Source organism: Streptomyces maremycinicus, assembly GCF_001184025.1.
Taxonomy (GTDB): domain Bacteria; phylum Actinomycetota; class Actinomycetes; order Streptomycetales; family Streptomycetaceae; genus Streptomyces; species Streptomyces maremycinicus.
Window position 1 is genome coordinate 16764 of sequence record NZ_BBYG01000022.1, and the last position, 22712, is coordinate 39475.

Consider the following 22712-nt stretch of genomic DNA (forward strand, 5'->3'; position numbering starts at 1 on the left):
GGCGGGAAAAGTCACGAACACTCGGTACCCGCTCATGGTCGGACGGCTGATCCGGCACGGAATCCGGTGGCCGCGCCGCCTCGAACCGGTACGGTCACGGGTACTTGTCCGGAGTAGGGCCTTGAGATGCGGACAAGAATCAGGGACGGTGATTCGGCGGAGAGCGGCCGAATTGTTCGCGCTCCGGATCCAGGGACGTGAGCACACGCGTACACGAGGTGGGATACATGCGAATTCTGGTCTTGGGCGGCACTTCGTTCGTCGGACGTGCGATAGTCGAATGCGCGCTCGCCGAGGGTGCGGATGTCACTCTTTTCTCCCGGGGACGTACGAATCCCGGCCTTTTCCCCCAGGCGACGCGCCGGCTGGGCGACCGTGAATCCGGACAGTACGATTCACTGAAGACCGACAGTCATGGCGACGGCGACGGCTGGGACGCGGTGGTCGACGTCACCGGATTCGTGCCCCGTCACATCACGCAGGCGGCCGACGTGCTCGGCGATCGGGTGGGGCGCTATCTGTTCATATCGTCGATCATGGTCTACGACACGTCGGAGACGGACGACCACGACGGCGTATGGGACGAGGACGCGCCACGCCTCACCCCCTTGCGTGACACCGAGGACATCACGCTGGAAACGTACGGACCGCTCAAAGCCGCTTGTGAGGACGAGGTGCTCGCACGCTACGGGACACGGGCGACTCTGGTGCGGCCGGGCATCATCGCCGGGCCGTACGACCCGACCGACCGGTTCACCTGGTGGGTGCGCCGCGCTGCGCGGGGCAGTCGGATCGCCTTGCCGGGACAGCCGGAGCAGCCCGTCCAGGTCGTCGACGTGCACGACCTCGCCGCCCTCGTGTGGCAGTTGCTGGTGGACGACCGGCCGGGCGTCTTCAATGCCGTCGGACCGGCGCTGCCGACGACGATGACCGGCATGGTCGAGGCGTGCGCGCAGGCGGCGGGCACCAGTGTGGGCATCGTTCCGGTGCCGGTGCCGGCGGCGAGTGAGCCTGTACTGCCGCTGCTTGAGTTGTCGGCCGGGGGAAAGCGGCTCTTTCGGCTGAGCGGTTCCCGGGCGAGGCGGCACGGACTCCCCGCCACACCGCTGGCGACGACTGCCGCCAAGGTCCTGGCCTGGGACCGGGAACGAGGTGAACCGCCGCTGAGGCAGGGGCTGACCGAGGAGCAGGAGGCGGCGCTTCTGAGCCTTCCCTAGAGCCTGTTCGACCTTCCCGTTCCCACTCCATGGGAGCGCTGCGAGCGCAGGGCGCGTTCGACATCCGCACGCGACTCCGAGATCAGTCGGCGCAGGGCCGGGCTCGGCTCGGCCGAGGCCAGCCACGCGTCCGTCCGGTCCAGTGTGTCCCGGGAGACCTGGACCGATGGGTAGAGGCCGACCACGATCCGCTGGGCCATCGCAGGTGAACGCGCGTCCCAGACGCCCTTGACCGCTGCGAAGTACCGCTCGGCGTACGGCGCGAGCAACGCTCGCTGGTCCACCTGGACGAAGCCTTCGACGATCGCGGAGCTGATGGTGTTCGGCAGTTTGTCGGAGACGACGACCGAGGCCCAGGCCTCCGCCTTGGCCTCTTCGGTGGGCCGGGCGGCCCGGGCGGTCGCTGCGTGGCGCTCGCCGGCGGCCGTCCTGTCGCGCTCGTACTCGCCCGCGATCTCGGCCTCGTCGAAGCGCCCCACCGCGGCGAGGCGCTGCACGAAGGCCCAGCGCAGTTCGGTGTCCACGGCCAGGCCCTCGATGGTCTCCCGGCCGTCCAGCAGGCCCTCCAGGAGGTCCAGCTGTTCGGGGGTGCGGGCGGTCGCCGCGAAGGCGCGCGCCCAGGCCAGCTGGTGGTCGCCGCCCGCCTCGGAGGAGCGCAGGTGGGCCAGCGTGGCGTCCGTCCAGCGGGTCAGCAGCGCCTCGCGGGCATTCGGGTCGGCGTACAGCTCGACGGCCGTTTTCACCTGCCGCTGCAGCGACTGCACGACGCCGATGTCCGACTCCTTGCCGATGCCCGACAGCACCAGCGAGAGGTAGTCGCGGGTGGCCAGCTCGGCGTCACGGGTCATGTCCCAGGCCGAGGCCCAGCACAGGGCGCGCGGCAGCGAGGCCTCGAAGTCGCCGAGGTGCTCGGTGACGAAGGCCAGGGACTGCTCGTCGAGACGCACCTTCGCGTACGACAGGTCGTCGTCGTTGAGCAGGATCACGGCCGGGCGCCGTTTGCCCACCAGCTCGGCGACCTTGGTCAGTTCGCCGTCCACGTCCAGCTCGACGCGGTCCCCGCGCACCAGCTTGCCGCTGCCGCCCGCGGCGTCGTCCAGGTCGTAGAGGCCGACCGCGATGCGGTGCGGGCGCAGCGTCGGCTCGCCCTTCGCGCCCGCGGGCAGGGCCGGGGCCTCCTGGCGGATCGCGAAGGAGGTGATGACGCCGTGCGCGTCCGTCTCGATCTCCGGGCGCAGGACGTTGATGCCCGCGGTCTGCAGCCACTTCTGCGACCAGGTGCCCAGGTCGCGCCCGCTGGTCTCCTCCAGCGCGCCGAGCAGGTCCGACAGGCGCGTGTTGCCGAACGCGTGCGCCTTGAAATACGCCTGCACGCCCCGGAAGAACTCGTCCTCGCCGACGTACGCCACGAGCTGCTTGAGGACGCTGGCGCCCTTGGCGTACGTGATGCCGTCGAAGTTGACGAGCACGTCGTCGAGGTCGTTGATCTCCGCCATGATCGGGTGCGTGGACGGCAGCTGGTCCTGCCGGTACGCCCACGTCTTCATGGAGTTGGCGAAGGTGGTCCAGGAGTGCGGCCAGCGCGAGCCAGGGGCGTAGGCCTGGCAGGCGATGGAGGTGTAGGTCGCGAAGGACTCGTTGAGCCACAGGTCGTTCCACCACTCCATCGTCACGAGGTCGCCGAACCACATGTGGGCCAGCTCGTGCAGGATGGTCTCCGCCCGCACCTCGTACGCGGCGTCCGTCACCTTCGAGCGGAAGACGTACTGGTCGCGGATGGTCACCGCGCCCGCGTTCTCCATCGCGCCCGCGTTGAACTCCGGTACGAACAGCTGGTCGTACTTCTCGAACGGGTACGCGTAGTCGAACTTCTCCTGGAACCAGGCGAAGCCCTGCCGCGTGACCTCGAAGATGGCGTCCGAGTCGAGGAACTCGGCGAGCGAGGGCCGGCAGTAGATGCCCAGCGGCACGCTCTGCCCGTCCTTCTCGTAGACGCTGTGCACCGAGTGGTACGGGCCGACGATCAGCGCCGTGATGTACGAGGAGATGCGGGGCGTCGGCTCGAACTCCCAGACGTCGTCCTTGGGCTCCGGCGTCGGCGAGTTGGAGACGACGGTCCAGCCGTGGGGCGCCTTCACGGTGAACTGGAAGGTCGCCTTCAGGTCGGGCTGCTCGAAGCTCGCGAAGACCCGGCGGGCGTCCGGCACCTCGAACTGCGTGTAGAGGTACGCCTGCTGGTCGACCGGGTCGACGAAGCGGTGCAGACCCTCACCGGTGTTGGTGTACGCGCAGTCGGCCACGACCCGCAGGACGTTGCGGCCCTCCAGGACGTCCGCGAGCGCGATCCGGGAGTCCTGGAAGACCTCCGCGGGATCGAGGGCGTCGCCGTTGAGGACGACGTCGTGGACGGCCGGGGCCACCAGGTCGATGAAGGACCCGACACCGCCCTCGGCCGCGTCGAAGCGCACCGTGGTCACGGACCGGTAGGTGCCGCCCTCCTGCGCGCCGGAGAGATCGAGATCGATCTCGTACGAGTCAACGGTGAGCAGCTTCGCCCGCTGCTGCGCCTCTTCGCGGGTGAGGTTTGTGCCAGGCACGCGGTCATCTCCTCGCTGTGGATGGAGCGACGGACCCGCGTCCGGAACGGGCCGGGGCTGGGGGAACAGTCGAAGCCGTGCAGCCGTGCAGCCGTGCAGCCGTGCAGCCGTGCAGCCGTGGAGGACAGGACGCGTCGTCCGATCCTCCGTCCGGCAGCGAGTCCTTCCGTCCGACTCCCCGGCAGAGGGGGCCGTAGGAGGCTCAGCCTCCCCAGGAGGTGTCACTGGTGTGGATGTTCCGGTTGCCGATCGCCGTGTTCCTGGACTGCTCGTGATCGCTGGGCTGCACGTATCCGAGGAGGGCAACGGCGAGGAGAGCGGCAACCGTTGCGTAGGACCACATCGGCCGTGAGCGGAAAAGGCGTTTCATGGCAAATTCTCCTTGTGCGTGCGGGTGGACAAAAGCTTTCCACCGGTCGTGGTACAGCCTGGATCCCGCAGGCGGTGCATGGGGCCGTCGGAACTCTTCAACAAGGTGCCTGGCAGTAAAGCGACATGCGACAATCCTGGCAAAACACCCTGAAGGGCTGTTCGGAGGAGTCGCGTTCGGTCGGCGAGACGTCGTCCTACGCGCCCGGGGTGGCCGGCCCGGGGGAGGACGAACGGGGACGGTCGAGACCTTCGCCGCGCGACACCAGCTCGACCCGTTCCGCCGCGGAATCGGCCGAGCGCAGCCGGGCCTCCAGAACCCAGTGGGTGGCGGGGTTGCCCCGGCTCCAGAGAAGGCGTCCCCCCAAGAAGATGTCACCACGGGCGGCCAGCCCCTCGAACCACTGCTGGAACTCCGCCGACAGCCAGAGAATCAGGGGAATGTGGCGCTCGGCGCCCTCACGTCGTGCGGCCGGTCCGGCCAGCCTGAGTGCCTCCGCCACGGCGTCGGGCAGATTGTCCGTCACGGGAACCGACAGCGCGCTCGCGAAATGCAGCAGGTATTCGTTGCGCTGAGCCTCGGGCGGAGAATCGAGGACGGCGCGGCCACTGTCGTGCCAGGTCCCCCATTTCACGTTGGTGACCAGACCGGGCAGCTTGGCGAGGTCACGCGGCACATGGAACAGAATGGCGTCGGCCGCGTGCATGGCTGCCTCCTCCCATGCGATCTGCTGCGCGTAGGGCGGTTCGGGCTCGCCCTCGGGTGCTTCGGGCAGGAAGACGGCAAGGCGGCCGTCCCCGTCCCACTGCTCGCGCAGCAGGAGTTCGGTGGGCGGACGCCAGGAGGGAGTCAGGGGATCGCGGGGGGTGGGGCCGCACAGGTAGACGGAGACCGACCAGTGCGCGGGCCAGGGCTGACCCGCGCGGATCACAGCGACATCGCGTGGCATGAGATCTCCTCGGCAGGAATCAGGAATCAGGAATCAGGAATCAGGAACAGAGGGATCGGCGGGGCCGGCGGGATCGGCGAATTGGCCGGGACGCACGGAGCCGTGTGTCCCGACCGGGGACCCGTTCAGCCGAGGTTGTCCGATGTGGGCACGGCGCCTACCGCGAGGGCTCGCATGTCGGGGAGGTCGAACACGTCCTCCACCTCGAAGTGGAAGCCCTCACCTCGAACCAGAGCGATCAGCCGGAGTGCCGCGAGAGAGTTTCCCCCCAGGTCGAAGAAGTTCTCCTCGGGCCCGATCGGCCGGTTGAAGATCTTCTCCGCCGACGTCAGGACGGCTGAGAGCGCCGCGTTGCGTTCTTCGTTCATCGGGTCTCCTCGTCGGCTGCGTCGCTGAGTACGGAGCCGATCAGTTGGTGGGCGAAGCCCAGGCGCTCGTTCCGGGGCAGCGAGACGGCCATGGACAGCAACAGGTTCAGGTCGATGTTCTCGGTGCCGGTCGCGGGGTGCGGCGTTGCGCCCCGTGGAGTACCGGCGCGACCGGACGGGCCTGTGGTGTGCGGCCGGTCGCGCTCGGCGAGGTCGGTGAGCAGCCGCTGGTCGACCTTTCCGCCGGCGTCGTAGGGCAGCGCGTCGAGGTGATGGATCGTCAGTTCGTCAGCCACTACCGGAAGTTCGCCGCGTACCGCTCGGGCCACCCGGTCCGGATCGGTGCCGGGGGCGAGGGTCAGGAAGAGGTGCAACCGTAGGCCTGTCCTCGACTCCGAGGCCAGTGCCGCGGCCTGGACGACACCGGGCTGCCGCAAGGCGACTCCTTCGACCTCACCCGGTTCGCATCGCACACCGGCCGGCCCGGACCGCCGATCCCGGCGGCCGGAGTAGTGCAGTCGGCCACCGCTGTCGACATGGACGATGTCACCGGTGCGGTGGACGGGCGCACCGTCTTCGGTGTGCGGGTCGGCGACGAAGACGGCGGCGGTCTGCCGGGGAGCGCCCGTGTAGCCGGCGGCCACACCGTCGCCGCCGACCCACAGCTCGCCTCGCTCGCCGGGAGCCGCCGGAGCGCCGGAGGCCGTCACAACCCGGACGTAGTCGTACGGCAGGGGCCGGCCGATCGGGGGGAGCGCGGTGCCGCCCGGTTCGACCCAGCCCGCCGTGGCCACCACGGTCGTCTCGGTCGGGCCGTACATGTTCAGCACCTTGAACGGCACGTCGTCGGGCAGGGCGTGCAGCCGGTCCCCGCCGGTGGAGATACGGTCCAGCCGACTGCCGAGCGGCTTCGGTACCCGCGCGAGGAGTTCGGCGATCGGCGTGGGCGCGAAGGTGTACTCGACGCCGGCCGCGGCGAGCCAGGCCGCCAGGCCCCGCGGATCGGCCCGGATCCCGGTGGGGGCGAAGCGGAGCCGGGCGCCGGCGTACAGGGCGGACCACACCTCGAAGGCGGAGGCACCGGACGCGGCGTTCGCGAGCTGGCCGACGACAGTGGCCGGACCCAGGCGCAGTTCGCGTACGGCCCAGTCGGCGAGCCGGTCCAGAGCGGACCGCGGAACCATGACGCCCTTGGGTTCGCCGGTGCTTCCGGAGGTGAACATCACGTAGGCGGGCGCGACGCTCTCCGGGGTGTGGCCGGTGCCGTCCCGGACGGGCCCGGGATGCCGTTCGGCCGACAGTTCCGCCCAGTCCACCTGCCGCCGTGACGGGCTGTCCGGTCCGCTGAGGGCGTCGGCGAGCGTGTCCGGCACACCAGGGATCCGGACGATCGTGTCGCAGTGCGCCCGGTCCGCCATCGAGGCGAGCCGCGCGGCGGGCTGTCCGGCCTCCAGCGGAAGGTAGGTCCCGCCGGCGTGCAGGACGGCGTAGGCACAGGCGAAGAAGTCCGGGGACGTCGGACCCAGGACACCCACCACCTGTCCCGGCCGGCCCACGACGGTCCGGACCGATTCCCCGAGAGCTGCCAGTCGCCCGTACGTCACCTGCCGTGTGCCGTCGTCGAGAGCCACCGCGTCCGGGTCGGCCGCGGCCCGGGCCCTCACCCGCCGGACCAGCCCGGTCACCGGTGGGGTTCGCTTCTCGGGCAGGAGCTGGACCCAGGTGCGCAGCCATTCCAGGGTGTGGGTCCACAGGGCCCACAGGTCGTCCCGGCCGGCCGCACCGCTCTGGGCCTCCATCAGCAGTTCGATCCGGGTGTCGTCGCCCGTCCCCGAGGCGACGGCCACCACGTTGACCGGGAACTCGGCGGCCCCGTTGAACACGCCGAGCTGGATCCGGGCGGTGGCACCGCCCAGCCGGACCTCGCGCTCGACCTGCTGGTGCATGCTGAAGGCGGCCCGCACCACGGCCCCGTCACCGCGTCCGGCGACGCCCCCGACGGCCTCGACGATGTCCGGCAGGGGGACCGCCGAGCGGTCCATCGCCTCGCGCAGGGCCCTGCTGGTGCGGCGCAGGGTGGCTTCGGGCAGTTCGCCCGGGCGGCGCTCGACCACGACCGGGACGGTGGAGACGAACCTTCCGACGGTGTCCTCGTGGCCCGGCGGGCGATTCTCCACGGCGCTGCCCAGGACGATGCCGTTCACGCCCTCGTACCGTGTCAGTGCCTGCGAGAAAGCCGTGAACAGAGCCGTGAACAGGGACACCGACGCGTACCGTGAGGCGTCCCTGACCGCTCGCAGGAGAGCGGCAGGCACAGGCAGGCGCAGGAAGGTGTCCTGGACGGTCCCGGGGGTTCGCGTGTCCAGGATCGGACGGGTGATCCGTGCGGCCCGCTCGGCGGCCTTGCGGACCTCGGCCGGGTCCGTGGGCGACTGGGACGCGGCGTAGGAGAAGTAGCGCAGGTCCGGGTCGGTGCCGCCGTCGGACAGGCCGTCCAGCAAGGCGACGAAGGACGTGCCGTCGTGGACCAGACGGTGCTCGGTGTGCACGAGCACGGCCCGGCCGCCCGGCAGCCGTACCAGTACCCAGCGCAGGAACGGACCCGTGGCGAGGTCGAAAGGACGGTCGGCGCCACTGAGCCGGACCAGTTCCTCCGGGGAGACGGTTTCGCCCGGCAGGTCCACCACGGTCAGGTCGGCCTCGGAGTCGGCGACGTCGGCGGCCGGCACCAGCTGCCGGGGGGCGCCGTCGTCGAAGACGATCCGGGTGCGCAGTACGGGGTGACGGCGCAGCAGCCGGAGCAGTTCCGCGCGCAGGGCGGACGGGCGGGGCACCTCGGCGAAATGGAACAAGGCGTGGAAGACGTGCCGGGAGGAGCCGGGTTCCAGGACGGACCGGTACCAGACCGTCCGCTGCTGCCAGGTGAGCGGTGCCCGACCGGTCCTCGCGGCGTCGGCCGGGTGCTGCGCGGGCTCGGCGCGGGGGCGGACGGCGAGCTCGTCCAGCAGCCGCCGTACGTCGGGGGCGTTGAGCAGTTCGTGGGCGCCGATGGTCAGTCCCCGGGCGCGGCGCAGGCGGACGGTGAGCCGCGCGGCGTCCATGGAACTGCCGCCCAGGGTCGTGAACGAGACGTCCAGTGGTTCCTGCGGACCGAGACCGAGGGCCTGCCGTACGTCATGGGCCAGACTCTCCACGACGGCGGTGACCGTCTTGCCTGTCATGCGTCGCTCTCCTTCACGGGTGCCGATCGGTTCTCACGGGGGTCGGCCTGGAGCGCGGGTCCGGAAACGGGCGGGACGCCGTCCGGGCTCTCCGTCGCGCTCGGTGCGACGTGCGGGGGACGGCCGTACCGGGGCAGGAGGAGCAGCATCGCGGTCAGGAAGACCGGGACGGCCGTGGCGGCGACCAGCACGGAGGCGGAGGCCCACCGGGCGCCGAGGGCGGAACCGAGGAAGATCATGAGCGACACCGTCTGCGCGCCCAGTCCGGCGACCGAGCTGACCGTGGCCCGGGCCGGGCCGGTGATGGCGTGCTGCAGCCGAGCGCCCATGACGACCTGGAGCATGCGCAGTATCCAGTAGAAGGCGGCGATGCCGAGGAACCCGCCGGGATGGTGGCTGAGCGCGCCGAGGGCCAGGGCCGAGCCGCCGGCGAGAAGCAGTCCCGCCAGGACGCCGTTCCCCGCCTTCGCCAGCCGCCACCCCATGAGGCCGCCAACGGCCATCGCGGCCCAGGGAAGCAGCAGGAGCAGCGGGATGGTGGCCGGCGGAGCGCCCCCTTCCAGAGCGAGCACCGGAAGGTACTCGTCCACGACACCGATTCCGGCCAGGACCGAGACCAGCAGCAGGGACGAACGCACCTGGGGTGTGTGGCGCGCCTCGGCCAGCCCGGCGCGCAGCAGGGACAGCCAGCCTTGTGCCGCGAGACCGTCGGTGCCGGTGCCGGTGTCATCCGTGGCGGGGGCGCGGCGCCGCCCGCGGCCCATGCCCAGCGCGGTGGGGACCGCGAGCAGGGTGAGCAGCACCGAAACCCAGCCGGCGGCACTGTAGCCGCCCCACAGCACCACGGGTGAGGCGACCAGCGAACCGACGGCGATCGAGCAGGCCTGGACGGCGGCCAAACGGCTGCTGACCTGCGCGTACTGCTCGGATCTGCCGTCGTCGGCCAACCCGTCGTACAGCAGGGACTGCAGGGTCCCGGAGGTGAGAGCGGTGGCGAGGCCCCACAGGACGAACCCCGCGGCGAACGAACCCAGTGAGGGCAGTGCGGTCCACAGGATGAATCCCGTGCCCTGTGCGAGCGCCGCCGCAGCCAGGACCAGATGGCGGGGGAAGCGGTCGGCCACCGCTCCGGAGGGGATCTCGCAGAGGAGGGTGGTCACCGTCCACAGGGCGAACAGAACGGAGAGTTCCGAGGTCGAGACCCCGTGCGAGGCGATCAGCAGGGCGTAGACGGCGTTGAGGGGGAGGAGTTCGGTCAGGCCGGTGTACAGGTACACGAGGCCCACGCGAAAGGAACCGGATGGCGGCAGATGCGGCATGTCGACCTAAGGGGGCATGAGAGGAAGTTAACAGGTGGATGCTCAACTCGCTGGTGAGTCGGCCCGGTTGAGAAGGAACGGCCCCAGGGCCAGGGCGTCGAGAGGAGTACGGGCGAAGGTGGCCAGCGCGTCACCAGGGGTCCACACCACCGGTTCGTCGCGGCCGTTGAACGAGGTGTTGAGGACCACCCCGTGCCCGGTGTGCTCGCCCACGCGGCCCAGCAGCCGGTGATACAGCGGGTCGTCCTCGGCGCGCACCGTCTGCGGACGGGTGGTGCCGTCGACATGGATCACCGCGGGCATCGCCGCCCGCCCTGCCTCCGGTACCGGTGTGGTGACGATCATGTAGGGCAGCGGTTCCGCGTCACCGAGCAGGGTGCCGGCCTCTTCCAGCCGCATGCTCGGAGCGAACGGCCGCCACCACTCGCGGTCCTTGACCGTGAGGTTGATGCGATCCCGTTTGGCCCCGGGGAAGGGAGCCGTGACGATGCTGCGGTGTCCCAACGCCCGCGGCCCTCCCTCTCCGCGGCCCTGGTGCCAGCCCACCACCGCACCCTCGGCCAGTAACCCGGCCACCGTGTCCGCGATGTCGTCGGGCTCGGTGTACCGGACGCCCTGCTTGTGCAGCACCCGGCGCAGGGCGTCAGGATCCCAGCCTTTCCCCCAGGCGATGGAGCCGGTCATCGGCCGGACACTCTCCCCGTGCCGGGCCGCCACCCACCCGGCCGCGCCGAGGCTCACCCCCTGGTCCCCGGCGAGAGGCTGCACGAACAGGTCGCGCACCTCCGGCAACCGGGCCAGCTTTCCGTTCAGGGTCGCGTTGAACCCGACCCCGCCGGCGACCAGCAGGGTGTCCTGCCCGGTCTCGCGCAGCAGCCTGCGCGCCATCGCGATCACCGACCGCTCCAGCGCCTCCTGCGCGGTGGCGGCGAGATCCCGGTACTCGTAGGGGTCGCGCTCGGTGCGCCGTACGAACCGGCCGCTCTCGCGGTCGTACACCTTCACCGTCCGGTTCGGCCCCAGCTCGCCGGTCTTCTCCAGGTGCGCCAGCCAGAGCCGCAGGGTGTCGGTCTCCTCGTCGGTCCGCCCGGTGGACAGCAGGTCACGTGGCACCGTACCGACGGCGTAGCCGTCGTCGAGGAAGCTGAGGCCGCCGCCGAACGTGACGTCCCCGGGGGTGCCGTAGGGGGCCAGCCCCATCGCCTTGCCCGCGGCGTCGGCGCCGAGTCCGGCGTACTCGCACACCGCCGAGTAGAAGTAGCCCAGCGACCAGCCCGGCGGGACCGACTCCAGGACCTCGAGCTCGCCGCCGACCGCCTTGGCGAGTGTCGCGCTCTCGCATTCCCCCTGGCCGTCCAGCACCAGTACGGCCCCCTCCCGGCGGCCGGAGAAGTAGTACGCACTCGCCGCGTGGGCCGTGTGGTGGGGCACGAAGACGAGTTCCGGGTCGCGCCGGCGCGGGAACAGGCTTCGCGGGAACAGGAAGTCCAGGGCCTGCGCGGAGTCGGCGAACCAGTCCAGGCCCCGCCGGGTCAGCAGCGACGGCATGTCCCATCCGTGGGCGACGACGTCGATGTCCTCCAGGGCCAGACCGCCCTCCCGGAGGCAGAACGAGGCGGCGTGCAGAGGCGCCTCGCCGTAGCCGTGCTTGTGGCGGGTGAAGCGTTCCTCCTCGGCGAACGCCACCACCTCCCCGTCGACGAGCAGACAGGCGGACCCGTCGTGACTGGCGCCCGGCCAGCCGTTGACACCGAGAATTCGCATGATGAGTGGTTCCCTCCGAATGGCCCGAGGGCCGGTAATTGACGGACGGCGAACAGTGCGCTAGAAATTATCAGCGATGCCACGCCTCGGCATAGGCGTGCAGCCGAATTCTCTTCTCCGGCGATGTCCTTGAGGTCATTCCTCCATCGGTCGGTCCTCTCTTTTCCGAACGCAGCTCGTTTTTTCTGCATGTCTCGATACTTGCTGAACGGTCCGAATTCCGTGCAGGAGACCAGAAGAAAGGGCACATCGTGCTTCGTCTGATCACGCACCCGGAAGACACTGTCGAACTCCCCGACGACGAAGAATTCCCGGCGGACGACTTCCACCAGAGCGCAGGCCGTTTCCGGCTGCTCCTGCGCCGCGGGGACCCGGTCCGGCTGCTCCGGGTGAGCCGGGACGGCGGACCGTGGGCCACGGCCCTCCTGGAGGATGCGGGGGAGGCGGGATGGTTCCTGTGGAAGGGCCCGGCCGGCACCCCGGCCCCCGAACTGCTCGCCGCCCTGCTCGCCGCGACGGAGCCGCTCGGCCCGACCACCCTGGTCCTGCTGCCTGAGTGGGACTTCCCCGAGGTGCTCGCCGCTTACGGCTACCGGCCCGCCCCCGACTACGTCACCGGTCTGGTGGCCACCGGGGGGAGCGACGAGGAGATCCTCGCCAGGATGCGGGCGAGCACCCGCAGCCGGGTCCGGCGTGCGTCGCGCAGCGGTCTGGGTTTCGCCTCCGACGCTCTCCTCCTCGACGAGTTCTACGACTTCTACCGGCCGGCGATGATCCGGGCCGGCTCACCCGACCTCGCACCGCTGGAGTTGCTGCGCGATCTTCTCGAGCATCCTTCCGTGCATCTTTTCGTCGCTCTTTCCGAAGGACGGGTGGCGGCCGGTTCCATCTGTTTCGAGAACCGGACATCGCTTGAAGCGCGCTTCGTTGCCACGCATCCGGAACACCGTGTCGATGGCGCGATGAACTATGTGCACTTCGAGACGATCAAGTGGGCGGCACGGCACGGGCTGCCACATTTCGATGTGAGTGGAATATCCGTCGGGGAAGCCGAGGCGGGTGCGGCGGGAATCAATCGGTTCAAGCTCGGATTCGGTTGCGACATCCTGCGCTATCCCACCTATGCCCGGTCCGCCGACTGAGAGGCGAATACCGTGAGAGTCGTCATCGACCGGGACGTCCGCGTCCCCATGCGGGACGGAGTCGTCCTGCGGGCGGACCTGTACCGTCCGGACACCCCCCGGGCGCTGCCGGCCCTTCTGCAGCGCACCCCCTACGACAAGAGCACCTCGGCCGGCGGCAGGTCCCTCGACTGGTCGCGGCTGGTCGCCGCCGGGTACGCCCTGGTGGTGCAGGACGTCCGGGGCCGTCACGCCTCCGAAGGCACCTTCCGGCCCTTCGCCGACGAGGGGAGGGACGGCCGGGACACCGTCGACTGGCTCGCGCGACAACCCTGGTGCGACGGCGCGGTGGGGATGCTCGGACGGTCCTACGAAGGAGCCGCCCAGTGGCACGCCGCCGCTGCCGGGCCGCCTGCCCTGCGCGCCATCGCGCCGCACGTCGCCGCGGCCGACCCCTACGACGGCTGGACCTACCTGGGCGGAGCGTTCCAGCTCGGCTTCTGCCTGCACTGGGTGCTGGCGGACCTGCTGCACGGTCAGGTCGAACGCCTCGGGGGCTCGCACGCAGACGCCCGGGCGGTGACGCGGGCCCTCGACGGCATCGACGGGCTGTACCGCCGGCCCTGGCGCGTACTGCCCTTGCTGGACCGCCTCGCCCCCTACTACCGCGCATGGCTGGAACACCCGGACCCCGGCGCCTACTGGCAGCGCATCACCGCCGTTCCGGACGCAGGGCGACCTCCTGCTCTGGTCATCGGCGGCTGGTACGACATCTTCCTGCCGGGAACCCTGCGGCCCCCCGCGCCACGGAGCGAGGACCGGCTCGTGATCGGGCCGTGGTCCCACTGCGTGACCGGCGGGATCTTTCCCCAACGCCGTTACGGAACGGCCGCCGACGAGGCGCAGGTGGATCTGACCGCGGTCCACCTGCGCCACTTCGACCGGCACCTCAAGGGACTGCACCCGCGCGAGGATCCAGCCGTGCGGGTGTTCGCCGGCGGCACGGACCACTGGCTCGGCACCGCAGACCTCCCCGGTGGAGCGAGTGAGCCCGTCTCCCTGTACCTCGGCAGCACGGGCGACGCCCGGACCAGGCACGGTACGGGCGTGCTGGACCCCGAGCCGGCCCGGCGGCCGGACGCCGACGTCTACCGGTACGACCCCCGCGACCCCGTCCCGACCGGCGGCGGGGCCACCCTCATGACGGGCATGTTCGTCGGGGCCGACTGCGGTCCCCTCGACCAGCGCCCCGTCGAGGAGCGTCCGGACGTGCTCTGCTACACCGGACCACACCTGCGCGAACTCGTCACCGTGACCGGACCGGTCGAAGCGGACCTGTACGTCTCCTCCTCGGCGCCCGACACCGACTTCACCGCCAAGCTCGTGGACGTGTTCCCGGACGGCCGTGCGGAACTGCTGTGCGACGGCATCGTGCGGGTCGGACACCGGGCCCGCCTCAATGGCGCCGGCCCGCCGGCCCCGGGCACCGTCCACCGGTTGAGGATCGAGGTGGGAACCCTCGTGCACGTCTTCCGTCCGGGACACCGGATGAGGCTGGAGGTGTCGAGCAGCAACTTCCCGCGCTTCGATCCCAATCCGAACACGGGCGGCACCCCCTTGACCCTGGCCGACGCGCCCGTGGTCACCGCGGTCAACCGGGTCCACCACGGGCCGGACCACCCGTCCCGACTGGTGCTCCCGGTCTCCGGGGACCTGTCGCGCGCTCACGGTGCCGCCTGACGGGGAGCTCCGGGCTCCGGTTCGGTCTCCGGGCGGCGCGCGAACGTGTCGTCCAGCGGGACGATCACCCGGCCCGCCTCCCGGTGCGCCCGGCGGAGCCGTTCACGCTGGGCGGGGGTCAGCTCGGTGCAGTGCTGGGGGATCGCGCCCAGCATGCGGGCGCGCGCGGCGGTGGCCGGATACCGGGAGCGCACCCGGTAGGGGTCACGCAGCAGATGCCAGAGCGTGCCGGTGTGGAAGGCGGCTTTGAGCAACGCGTAGTAGGCGGCGGCGCCGGCCCCCTTGTGCCGCGCACAGCCCACCAGGGTGCGTGACGCCTCGAAGAAGCGCCACAGCACGGGCACGGCCGGGGTGGTGAAGACACCGGTCTCCTGGGCTATGCCCTCCCCGACGCCGTAACGGAAATAACTGCGCATGTTCTGCAGGCCGTGCTGGGCGTCATGGAAGATGCGGGCCTCCGGCACATGGCGGACCGGGATGCCCGCGAGCTGCAGCCGGAAGTCGAACTCGCGGTCCTCGCACCAGTGGATCAGCGGATCGAAGTGGTAGCCGCCGATGTGCTCGACGATCGCCCGGTCGTAGATGAGGGGCGGGGACAGGGCACTGACGTACTCGCCCTCGTCGTACTCCCGGACCCGGGCCGTCAGCCGGCTCAGCAGGCTTCCGGTCTCGCCGTACACGACCTGCCCCTTGACGACGGGATCGGTGACGACCGCTTCCGCCATCATGCGCAGGACCCCGGGGGCGAAGGTGCAGTCCGAGTCCATCAGCAGCAGATAGCGGCCCCGGGCCGCCTCGGCGCCCGCGTTGTAGGCCGCCCCCAGATTGCCCGCGTCCGGGATCTCGGTGACGGTCAGCGGCCCGGGGTGCTCGTCGAGCAGACGGCGGATCTCGTCGGTGGCGCCGTTGAGGGCCAGTACGATCTCCACGTCCTCGTCCACCGACTCGATGCACTGCAGGATCCGTACGTCGTCGCGCAGGGCGATGACGATGCTGGTCTGCCGCAACGCCCGGTCGGTCGCCTCCGTGCTCATGCCCGCCCCCCGGCGTTTGGACGGCTGTGCGGCCCTTCTTTGCGCAGGACGTAGACATGGGTGGTGTGGCCCGGCGTGAAGCCCTCGCCGTCGATGTCCCGCACCCGCACCGTGCTCAGCCCCGCGGCCCGGCCGATCTCTTCCATCGTGAACGGATCCACCACGTACTGGAGATGCGTCTCCCGCCACAACATCCGCTCGGCGTCGAACAGGGTCAGCACCGACCGGCTGCGCCGCAGCGCCGGATCCCAGCGGTGCCGGCGGTGCAGCCGTACGCCGTTGCGGCTCTCCTCGTGCTCCAGGTCCCGCCAGTCCTCCTGGAGGACCTTGCGGGAGGAGTAGTCGAACACCAAGTGGCCGCCCTGACGCAGCGCCGCGGCGGCGCCGGCCAGGCACCCGGCCAGGTCCGCCAGGGGCAGGTAGTTCAGGGCGTCGAACCCCGAGACCACGAAGTCGAAGGAGTCCGGGTCGGTGGTGAAGTCCGCCATGTCACCGACGATGCGCCGCTCCGGCGGAATGCCGCCGTGCTCCAGCATGGCCGCCGACCGGTCCAGCGACACCACCTCGCCCCGCGGGACGAGTTCGGCCAGTACCCGTGTCCCCATCCCCGTCCCGGCGCCGAGGTCGAGGATACGGACGGGGCCGTGGGCCAGCTTGATCAGTTCGGCCCCGATGCCCTGGCGCCAGGTGTCCTCGGACATGGTGCCTTCGAACAACTCGTAGGTGTCGGCCCAGTTCTCATAGGCTGTCGTCATCAGCGTCCTCCGTCGGTCGATGGGTCGCGGCGCCGGGGTGCGCCACTCGGGTCAGTGCGTGAGCCGCAGCGGCAGCGCGGACAGCACCCGGTCGGCCAGGAGCTCCGCCGCCGCCACGTCGTCGCCGCGTGCGATCACCCCGGCCAGTACGTCGTTTCCGCCGCGGTAGCGCGGCAGCACCGTGCCGGGGCCGAGGTCCGTGCCCCAGAAGAGGTCGTAGACGCCGGGTGTCGCGGCCAGGTCGTCCAGTCCGCCGATCCACGCGACCTTGCCGCCGTCGGCCGGCAGGAACCGCTGGACCACGGCGTCGTCACGGGTCGGCCGCAGCTCCTCCGGTGCGAACGGCCGGCCGAGCGCGAGGCGCACCGCGTTGGGCAGCGGGTCCACGCCGGTGGCCAGCGGCATGACCTCGGTGGCGATCCTCGCCCCGGTCAGCCGGCAGGTGATCTCCAGCAGGAACACACGTCCCTCCGCGGTACGCAGGATGTCCGTGTTGACGACGGCCGTCGTCAGCTCCAGGGCTTCCACGCCCCGCTGTACCGTCCGTACGACCTCGGCCTGCTGGTCGGCGTCCAGCAGGGTGGGAAGGGTGTCTCCGCCTTCGAAGAAGTGGGGGAAGAACCGCTCCTTCTCGCCGTACTCGCGATCGGCGAACCCCGTGACCCGCAACGCGCCGTCCACGGCGAAACCGGCCACCGTGTGCTCGGTCCCGGACAGGTACTCCTCCACCACCACATGTCCTGTCGGGCTGAGGGCGAGAGCCCGTTCGAGGACGGGCCGCGCGGTGTCCCACGTGTCCAGCTTGGCCACCCCGACGGAGCCGGTGCGATCGCTCGGCTTGACCACCGCGGGCAGCCCGACGGACTCCAGTCCGGCCAGCGCGCCGGACACGTCGGAGGCGACGGCGAAGCGCGGCACCTCGAGACCGGCATCGCGCAGGGCCGCGATCCTGCGGTGTTTGAGCGTGCACATGTCGGCCACGTCGACGGGCACCCCCGGGCACCCCAGCGCGGCGGTCAGGCGTGCCACGACGGGGGGATTGTCATATCCGAGGGACATGACTCCGGAGATATCGCCCGGCCGGTCCCGCGTAATTGCGGAAATCACGTCCTCATAGCGATCCGGATCGGCTCGCACAAACATATCCACCGCCTTTTCGGCGGACTCGCCCAACCGTTCCGCCACGACTACCGTGCGTACCCCCATGTCCTTTATCCGGGCGAGTGACCTGTCCATTCCGGAACCGATTCCGCAGATGACGAGGGTCTCGGTCACCGGGCCACGTACCAGACGCGTGGGGTGTTTTCCTCCACGGGGCTCCGGTCGAGCCCCGCGTAGGTGTCCACGGTCGTGAAACCGGCCTCGACCAGGGCGTCGGTCACTTCCTCCGGATCGTGTCCACGCTGCGGATGCACCTCGTGCACCCGCTCGAAGCGGCCGTCCGCGGTACGGCTCACGACGGTGACCGTGGTGTCCACCCTGCCCGATCCGGCGTCGTAGGGGTTCTCCCAGACCTCCAGGCGGTCAGGGGTGTTCTGTTCCACGAACACCCTTCCCGCCCAGGCGCGTTCGACGAACCGGGTGGGGTGGGCGTCCAGCACCACCAGGCCGTCGGCCTCGGTGGCGGCCCGCAGCGTCTCGGCGGCCCGGCGCAGATCACCCGGATCGGTCAGGTAGTTGAGGGTGTTGTAGGTACAGGTCACCAGTGAGTGGGACTGCTCGGAGCGGAACTCGCGCAGGTCGGACCGGGTGAAGTCGATGCGGGTACCGGCCCGCAGCGCGGCGGCCTCGGCGTGCCGCAGCATGTCCGCCGACTGGTCCACCCCCGCCAGTCGGCCGAACCGGCCGGTCAGGGCGATCAGCAGGGTGCCGGTGCCGCAGCCGAGGTCCAGGAACGACCGGGTGTCCGCGCCGTAGAAGGAAAGCAGTTCGGGAAGGCTTTTCGCCACCTCCTCGGTGAAATCATTGTAAGGCGCCTTGGCGTATATGTCGGCGTAATCGCCGAAGAAATCAGTGCGAGTGCCGTATTGCATGGACGGTATTCCATTCAGTAGTCTCGGTTCTCGTCCCGGATGCCTTCGCATTCGCCGTTCCATTCTTTTCCCCGGAGGGAGAATTCACATGCGCGCCGTGAACGAGGAGGGTCCTTTCGAAGGGCTTCCGCTGCTTTCCGACCAGGTGGACCGCCTGACGATCCAGGAATGGGTCGAGGAGCGTGGTCTGGGTGTCGAGGTCCGCATGATCGGCAGGGGGTTCCGGCTCACCGGACCGCTGCGGACCGACGCGCTGCGCTCGGCGCTGACCGCGCTCGTCGCCCGCCACGAGGCACTGCGCGTGGCCGTCCCGCAGCGCGGCAAAGCCGGTCGGCAGGAGATCCGGCCCGCCCGCCCCTTCGTACCGGACGAGGAGGACCTGCGGGACCTGCCCGGGACGGAGCGGCTGGACGAGGCCCTGCGCCGGGCCGGTGTCTACCTCGGCCGCAACCGCGACCTCGACGGCGGGCTGCTGTTCAGCGCCGTCGTGTACCGGCTCGGGGACGAGGACCACCTGCTCGGCGTCGCCGCCGACCATCTCGTGCTGGACGGCCAGTCGTTCGAGATCCTCGTGAACGAGCTGTGGGAGCTGTACGCCGCGGAGGTCGAGGGCCGGGAGGCGAAGCTGCCCGAACAGCCCTTCACCTACTCCGACTTCGTACGCTGGGAGGCCGAGTGGCTCGGCCGCGACCCCGAGCCCAGGCAGCTGATCGCACGCTTCGCCGAACTGCTCGACGGGATCGGGACCAACGCCCCCGTCTCCCTGCCGAAGATGCGGCGCGAGACCAACGACCGCTACGAGGTCGGCACCTTCGACCTCTCGCTGCCGGCGGAGACGTTCCAGCTGCTCACGGAGTACTGCCGGTCGGCCCGGACCACTCCGTTCATCGTGCTGTTCTCCTCGTACCTGTGCGCGCTGCACGCCCGCAACGGCCGCGCCGACCTCACGGCGCTCATCCCGGTGACCCGCCGCACCCAGGAGCACCTGCTGGACCTCGTGTGCCTGCTCTCCACCTACGCCACCGTGCGGGTGCAGCTGGACACCTCGGTGTCGTTCCGTCAGCTGACGCGCCAGGTCCGTTCGGCCGTCCTGGAGACCCAGCGGCTGGGGCAGGTCCCGGCGCCCGAGGTGACCTCCGCTCTCGCCCCGCACATGCTCGGCAGGCTGCTGGAGAGCCCCTGCACGTTCTTCGACGCGGCGCCCGGCGGCTGGAGCGGAGGCAGCCGCCGGGCCGCGGGCCTGGCGGTGGAGCCGACCGAGGTCCCCGGCCGGCTCCAGCAGATAGAGAGCCTGGAGCTGTTCGCCTCGGTCGACGACAAGAGCGTGGACTGCAGCGTGCTGTTCCCCGCGGACGTCTTCGGCGAGGAAGAGGTACGGGAACTGGCTCATGTCTTCACCTCCTTGGTGCACAGGCTCCTGAGCTCTCCGGACACCGCGGTCGCGGAGCTGCTGCCGTCGGCGGACTGAGCGGACTGAGCGGACCGGGTGTCCGGCCCCCGGCTCAGACCGGGGAGCCGGACACCCGGATCACCTCGAAAGCCTCGCTGTGCCCCCGGCCGGTGCTCGTGACGGCCCGGTAGGAGGCCAGCCCGCGCACCGCCTCGTCCCAGGCCGCGTGCCGCAGCTGGGAGCGGTAGCACTGCATGGCCTCCACCTTCAGATCGATCTGCGCGGTGACGTCCTCGGTGTACTGGGCCTGCGCCAGCGGGGCCCAGATCTCGTAGCCGAGCACCAGGGACGGCGGCGGAGCGGGCGGCCCTGCCTCCTCGAAGAAGTCGGACTGCGCCATCCAGAGCGCTTCGAGGGCCAGCCGGTGGACCGCCTGGTGCTCCGCGTCGCCGTCGTCACGGTGCGGCACGTACACACGGTCCGGGCGCACCTCGCGCAGCAGCCGCACCACGGCAAGGTGCAGACGGCGGTCCACGGCGAAGTCACGGGACGGCTCCTCCAGGGTGATGTACCGCTTCACCCCCAGCACCCGGCACGCGTCGGCCGTCTCGGTCGCGAACTCCTCGTCGGTGACGGCGTGGTCCCGGGAACCCCGTTCCCGGCGGATCACGATGACCACGGTGACCTCCGCGCCGGACTGCGCCAGCTTGGCAATGGAGCCACCGCACCCGATGACCTCGTCGTCCGGATGGGGGGCGATCACCAGGACCCGGTTCACCGGCCGGCCCCGTCCGCTCCGGCGGCGTACCCGGCCCAGCGGGCCCAGCGGGCCGTCAGGTCCATGCCGTCCTGGAAGGTGACGCGAGGTGCCCCCAGCGCCGTGGCGGCGCGCGCCGCGTCGGCATGTGCCCGACCGGAGTACAGCGCCAGCTCCCAGTCCGGAACGACGCCGGCGGACGGCGCGCCCGCGGGGGCGGGCAGTCCGCGCAGGTCGCGTACACGGTCGAAGAAGTCGCCCCAGCCCACCGTGCCGGGCCCGTTGAGAAGGAAACGTTCCCCCGCCACACGGGGGGCCGTGAGCGCGGCGACGGCGGCGTCGGCCACGTCGTCCACGTACACCGCGTTGCAGACGCCCGGAGCGCCGGCGGCCGGAAGGGCCTCGAACTCGGCCGCGGGACGCGTGAGCTGGGCCGTCGTCCACTGTCCGCCCCAGGGGCCGTAGACCACGCCGGGCTGCAGGACGGTCATCGCGGGACCGTCGCCGTGCGCCGCCAGCACCAGCCGCTCGGCAGCGGCCTTCTGCTGCTCGTACTCGCGGTCGGCCGGGTCCGCGGCGAGCCCGGGGGAGTCCTCGTCGAACCGGGTCAGGCCGGTCGTGTCGTAGACGTCCACGGTGCTGATGTGCACCAGCCGTCGCACTCCCGCCCTCTTGGCGGCGGCGAGCAGATGGGCGGTGCCGTCCACGGTCGTACGCCAGCGCGGCTCCTCCCCGCCGCGGTTCCCGAAGGCGCAGTGGACCACGAGGTCGCAGTCCCGCAGTGCCTCCTCCAGACTCTCCGGCCTGTCCAGGTCGGCGATCCGGAAGCCGAGCCGCTCCTGCGGGAGCACCGACAGCCGGGCGACCCGGCCGAAACCGCGCACCAGCGCGCGGACCTTCCCCCCGGTCTCCAGCACGAGCCGTTCCACGACTCGCGCGCCGATGAAGCCACTGGCGCCGGTGACCGCGACGCGCTGTCCCGTGAGGTCGTTCATGCCGCACTCCCCGCCGTCGTCCCGGTCAGCCAGGGCTGCGACAGCATGCGCCGTGCGGGCCCCGTGTAGCACTCCTCGATGAGCCGGGCGACGCGCAGGCCGTCCGCGGCGGTGGCGTGCGGTTCCACGTCCGCGTCCGCGCACACGGCGGCGAAGTTGCGCAGCTGCTCCACGAACAGGTCGTCCCACTCGTCCTGGGCGGGCGGCAGGGCTTGTACGTCCCCGCGGTGCCGCACTTCGCCGGAGGCCGTGATCAGGGTGCACTCACCCGCCGGGAAGTCCGTGCCGATGCTCACCTCGGCCTCGGTGCCGGTGATCACACAGCTGGTGCCGAGGGCGCGCACGCGGCTCAGCTCCACCTCGGTCCGCACGCCCCCGATGCGCAGGGTGGCGAACGCGTCGGCCTCCACTCCGCCGAGGCTGTCGTCGACGTAGTCGACGACCTCGGTCTGCGTGCCGAGCCACCACAGCAGGATGTCGAACACATGGGACGCGGTGTCGGTCAGTACGCCACCGCCGGCGAGACGCCGGTCGAACATCGACCAGGAGACCGGTTCCCAGCTGTAGGGGTGGCCCTCGGTCCACCGCACCCGTGTGACCGTGCCCAGTACGCCCTCCTGGATCAGTGCGCGCACCCAGGCATTGGCGGGGAAGAGGCGGCGAGGATGGGCCATGAGGAGGCGTACGCCCGGAGCCCGGGCCGCGGCGGCGGCGAGGGCTTCGGTGTCCGGGGCGCTCGTGGCCATCGGCTTCTCCAGCAGCACGTGCTTGCCGCGGGCCAGCAGATCCCCGGTGACGGTGGCGTGCGCGGTGTGCGGCACGGCCACCACGGCCGCGTCGAAGGCGTCGGACACATCGTCCACGGACCGGGCCGTACGTACGTCCCCGGAGGTGCCGCCCTGTTCCCGGTACCAGTCGAGGGCCGCTCCGGCCTGCTCGGGGTCCGGGTCGATCAGGGCGGTCAGCCGGATGTCCGGGACCTTCGGCAGGGCGGTGAGGTGGCAGGAACGCGCGGCGGCTCCGCAGCCGACCACGGCCAGACGTAGAGGTGGCATGGATGATTCCTCGGGTGTGATGGTGCG

Annotated in this window: 18 protein-coding genes; 4 read left to right on the forward strand and 14 right to left on the reverse strand. The window is 70.8% G+C overall.

Going from position 1 to position 22712, the window contains the following annotated elements:
• The first annotated feature begins 227 nt into the window (after window positions 1-227).
• Entirely contained in the window at window positions 228-1217 is a 990-nt protein-coding gene (locus AOQ37_RS33150; protein ID WP_062650008.1) for an NAD-dependent epimerase/dehydratase family protein, read from the forward strand.
• Here AOQ37_RS33150 and pepN read toward each other — a convergent pair.
• The 7 genes from pepN to AOQ37_RS33180 all read right to left on the reverse strand — a co-directional run bounded on the left by pepN (window position 1214) and on the right by AOQ37_RS33180 (window position 11805).
• A complete protein-coding gene (gene pepN, locus AOQ37_RS33155) occupies window positions 1214-3814 on the reverse strand; it encodes an aminopeptidase N (protein WP_062650010.1) in 2601 nt (866 codons plus the stop codon). The genes AOQ37_RS33150 and pepN overlap by 4 nt on opposite strands.
• A 202-nt stretch (window positions 3815-4016) precedes the next feature.
• Entirely contained in the window at window positions 4017-4184 is a 168-nt protein-coding gene (locus AOQ37_RS40560; protein ID WP_159401394.1) for a hypothetical protein, read from the reverse strand.
• A gap of 196 nt (window positions 4185-4380) precedes the next feature.
• Window positions 4381-5133: a nucleoside 2-deoxyribosyltransferase domain-containing protein gene (locus tag AOQ37_RS33160; protein WP_063781203.1), complete on the reverse strand. Its 753-nt coding sequence runs from the start codon at window positions 5131-5133 to the stop codon at window positions 4381-4383.
• Window positions 5134-5258: 125 nt separating this feature from the next.
• Window positions 5259-5501: a phosphopantetheine-binding protein gene (locus AOQ37_RS33165; RefSeq protein WP_062650015.1), complete on the reverse strand. Its 243-nt coding sequence runs from the start codon at window positions 5499-5501 to the stop codon at window positions 5259-5261.
• The gene (locus AOQ37_RS33170; RefSeq protein WP_062650017.1) at window positions 5498-8722 is read right to left on the reverse strand and encodes an AMP-binding protein; all 3225 of its coding nucleotides are present in this window, start codon (window positions 8720-8722) and stop codon (window positions 5498-5500) included. Before AOQ37_RS33170 ends, AOQ37_RS33165 begins: the two co-directional genes overlap by 4 nt.
• A complete protein-coding gene (locus tag AOQ37_RS33175) occupies window positions 8719-9999 on the reverse strand; it encodes an MFS transporter (protein WP_159401395.1) in 1281 nt (426 codons plus the stop codon). Before AOQ37_RS33175 ends, AOQ37_RS33170 begins: the two co-directional genes overlap by 4 nt.
• A gap of 84 nt (window positions 10000-10083) precedes the next feature.
• Window positions 10084-11805, reverse strand: coding sequence for a carbamoyltransferase family protein (locus AOQ37_RS33180; protein WP_062650020.1), 1722 nt, complete (start codon window positions 11803-11805; stop codon window positions 10084-10086).
• Between the two features lie 389 nt (window positions 11806-12194).
• On the opposite strand from AOQ37_RS33180, the gene AOQ37_RS40125 reads away from it, so the two are divergent.
• Window positions 12195-12947 carry a GNAT family N-acetyltransferase gene (locus AOQ37_RS40125; protein WP_159401396.1) on the forward strand — a complete coding sequence of 251 codons (753 nt, stop codon included), beginning with the start codon at window positions 12195-12197 and terminating at the stop codon, window positions 12945-12947.
• 12 nt (window positions 12948-12959) lie between these two features.
• Entirely contained in the window at window positions 12960-14666 is a 1707-nt protein-coding gene (locus tag AOQ37_RS33190) for a CocE/NonD family hydrolase (protein WP_062650024.1), read from the forward strand.
• Here the strand turns inward: AOQ37_RS33190 and AOQ37_RS33195 are convergent.
• The 4 genes from AOQ37_RS33195 to AOQ37_RS33210 form a co-directional block, all read right to left on the reverse strand.
• Window positions 14651-15700, reverse strand: coding sequence for a glycosyltransferase family 2 protein (locus tag AOQ37_RS33195; protein ID WP_062650026.1), 1050 nt, complete (start codon window positions 15698-15700; stop codon window positions 14651-14653). The two genes, AOQ37_RS33190 and AOQ37_RS33195, sit on opposite strands and share 16 nt — an antisense overlap.
• Window positions 15697-16455: a class I SAM-dependent methyltransferase gene (locus AOQ37_RS33200; protein WP_062650028.1), complete on the reverse strand. Its 759-nt coding sequence runs from the start codon at window positions 16453-16455 to the stop codon at window positions 15697-15699. The genes AOQ37_RS33195 and AOQ37_RS33200 overlap by 4 nt, the downstream gene beginning before the upstream one ends.
• Before the next feature lie 51 nt (window positions 16456-16506).
• Window positions 16507-17484 carry an ATP-grasp domain-containing protein gene (locus tag AOQ37_RS33205; protein ID WP_234437081.1) on the reverse strand — a complete coding sequence of 326 codons (978 nt, stop codon included), beginning with the start codon at window positions 17482-17484 and terminating at the stop codon, window positions 16507-16509.
• A gap of 242 nt (window positions 17485-17726) precedes the next feature.
• Entirely contained in the window at window positions 17727-18488 is a 762-nt protein-coding gene (locus AOQ37_RS33210; RefSeq protein WP_159401397.1) for a class I SAM-dependent DNA methyltransferase, read from the reverse strand.
• An 88-nt stretch (window positions 18489-18576) separates the two neighbouring features.
• Here AOQ37_RS33210 and AOQ37_RS33215 point away from each other — a divergent pair, with 88 nt between their 5' ends.
• Window positions 18577-19956: a condensation domain-containing protein gene (locus AOQ37_RS33215; RefSeq protein WP_062650034.1), complete on the forward strand. Its 1380-nt coding sequence runs from the start codon at window positions 18577-18579 to the stop codon at window positions 19954-19956.
• Between the two features lie 34 nt (window positions 19957-19990).
• Here AOQ37_RS33215 and AOQ37_RS33220 read toward each other — a convergent pair whose 3' ends face one another.
• Genes AOQ37_RS33220 through AOQ37_RS33230 form a run of 3 tightly spaced genes read right to left on the reverse strand, consistent with a single transcriptional unit; the run spans window position 19991 to window position 22685 of the window.
• Window positions 19991-20656 carry a PIG-L deacetylase family protein gene (locus AOQ37_RS33220; RefSeq protein ID WP_062650036.1) on the reverse strand — a complete coding sequence of 222 codons (666 nt, stop codon included), beginning with the start codon at window positions 20654-20656 and terminating at the stop codon, window positions 19991-19993.
• A complete protein-coding gene (locus AOQ37_RS33225) occupies window positions 20653-21630 on the reverse strand; it encodes an NAD-dependent epimerase/dehydratase family protein (protein WP_062650039.1) in 978 nt (325 codons plus the stop codon). Before AOQ37_RS33225 ends, AOQ37_RS33220 begins: the two co-directional genes overlap by 4 nt.
• Entirely contained in the window at window positions 21627-22685 is a 1059-nt protein-coding gene (locus AOQ37_RS33230; protein WP_078890464.1) for a Gfo/Idh/MocA family protein, read from the reverse strand. Before AOQ37_RS33230 ends, AOQ37_RS33225 begins: the two co-directional genes overlap by 4 nt.
• Window positions 22686-22712: the final 27 nt, after the last annotated feature.

What these genes read in the sequence shown, in the direction of transcription:
- AOQ37_RS33150 (WP_062650008.1), top strand. Translation starts at nt 228, where the DNA reads ATGCGAATTCTGGTCTTGGGCGGCACTTCGTTCGTCGGACGTGCGATA.
- AOQ37_RS40560 (WP_159401394.1), bottom strand. Translation starts at nt 4,184, where the DNA reads ATGAAACGCCTTTTCCGCTCACGGCCGATGTGGTCCTACGCAACGGTT.
- AOQ37_RS33160 (WP_063781203.1), bottom strand. Translation starts at nt 5,133, where the DNA reads ATGCCACGCGATGTCGCTGTGATCCGCGCGGGTCAGCCCTGGCCCGCG.
- AOQ37_RS33165 (WP_062650015.1), bottom strand. Translation starts at nt 5,501, where the DNA reads ATGAACGAAGAACGCAACGCGGCGCTCTCAGCCGTCCTGACGTCGGCG.
- AOQ37_RS33170 (WP_062650017.1), bottom strand. Translation starts at nt 8,722, where the DNA reads ATGACAGGCAAGACGGTCACCGCCGTCGTGGAGAGTCTGGCCCATGAC.
- AOQ37_RS33180 (WP_062650020.1), bottom strand. Translation starts at nt 11,805, where the DNA reads ATGCGAATTCTCGGTGTCAACGGCTGGCCGGGCGCCAGTCACGACGGG.
- AOQ37_RS33195 (WP_062650026.1), bottom strand. Translation starts at nt 15,700, where the DNA reads ATGAGCACGGAGGCGACCGACCGGGCGTTGCGGCAGACCAGCATCGTC.
- AOQ37_RS33200 (WP_062650028.1), bottom strand. Translation starts at nt 16,455, where the DNA reads ATGACGACAGCCTATGAGAACTGGGCCGACACCTACGAGTTGTTCGAA.
- AOQ37_RS33210 (WP_159401397.1), bottom strand. Translation starts at nt 18,488, where the DNA reads ATGCAATACGGCACTCGCACTGATTTCTTCGGCGATTACGCCGACATA.
- AOQ37_RS33215 (WP_062650034.1), top strand. Translation starts at nt 18,577, where the DNA reads ATGCGCGCCGTGAACGAGGAGGGTCCTTTCGAAGGGCTTCCGCTGCTT.
- AOQ37_RS33225 (WP_062650039.1), bottom strand. Translation starts at nt 21,630, where the DNA reads ATGAACGACCTCACGGGACAGCGCGTCGCGGTCACCGGCGCCAGTGGC.
- AOQ37_RS33230 (WP_078890464.1), bottom strand. Translation starts at nt 22,685, where the DNA reads ATGCCACCTCTACGTCTGGCCGTGGTCGGCTGCGGAGCCGCCGCGCGT.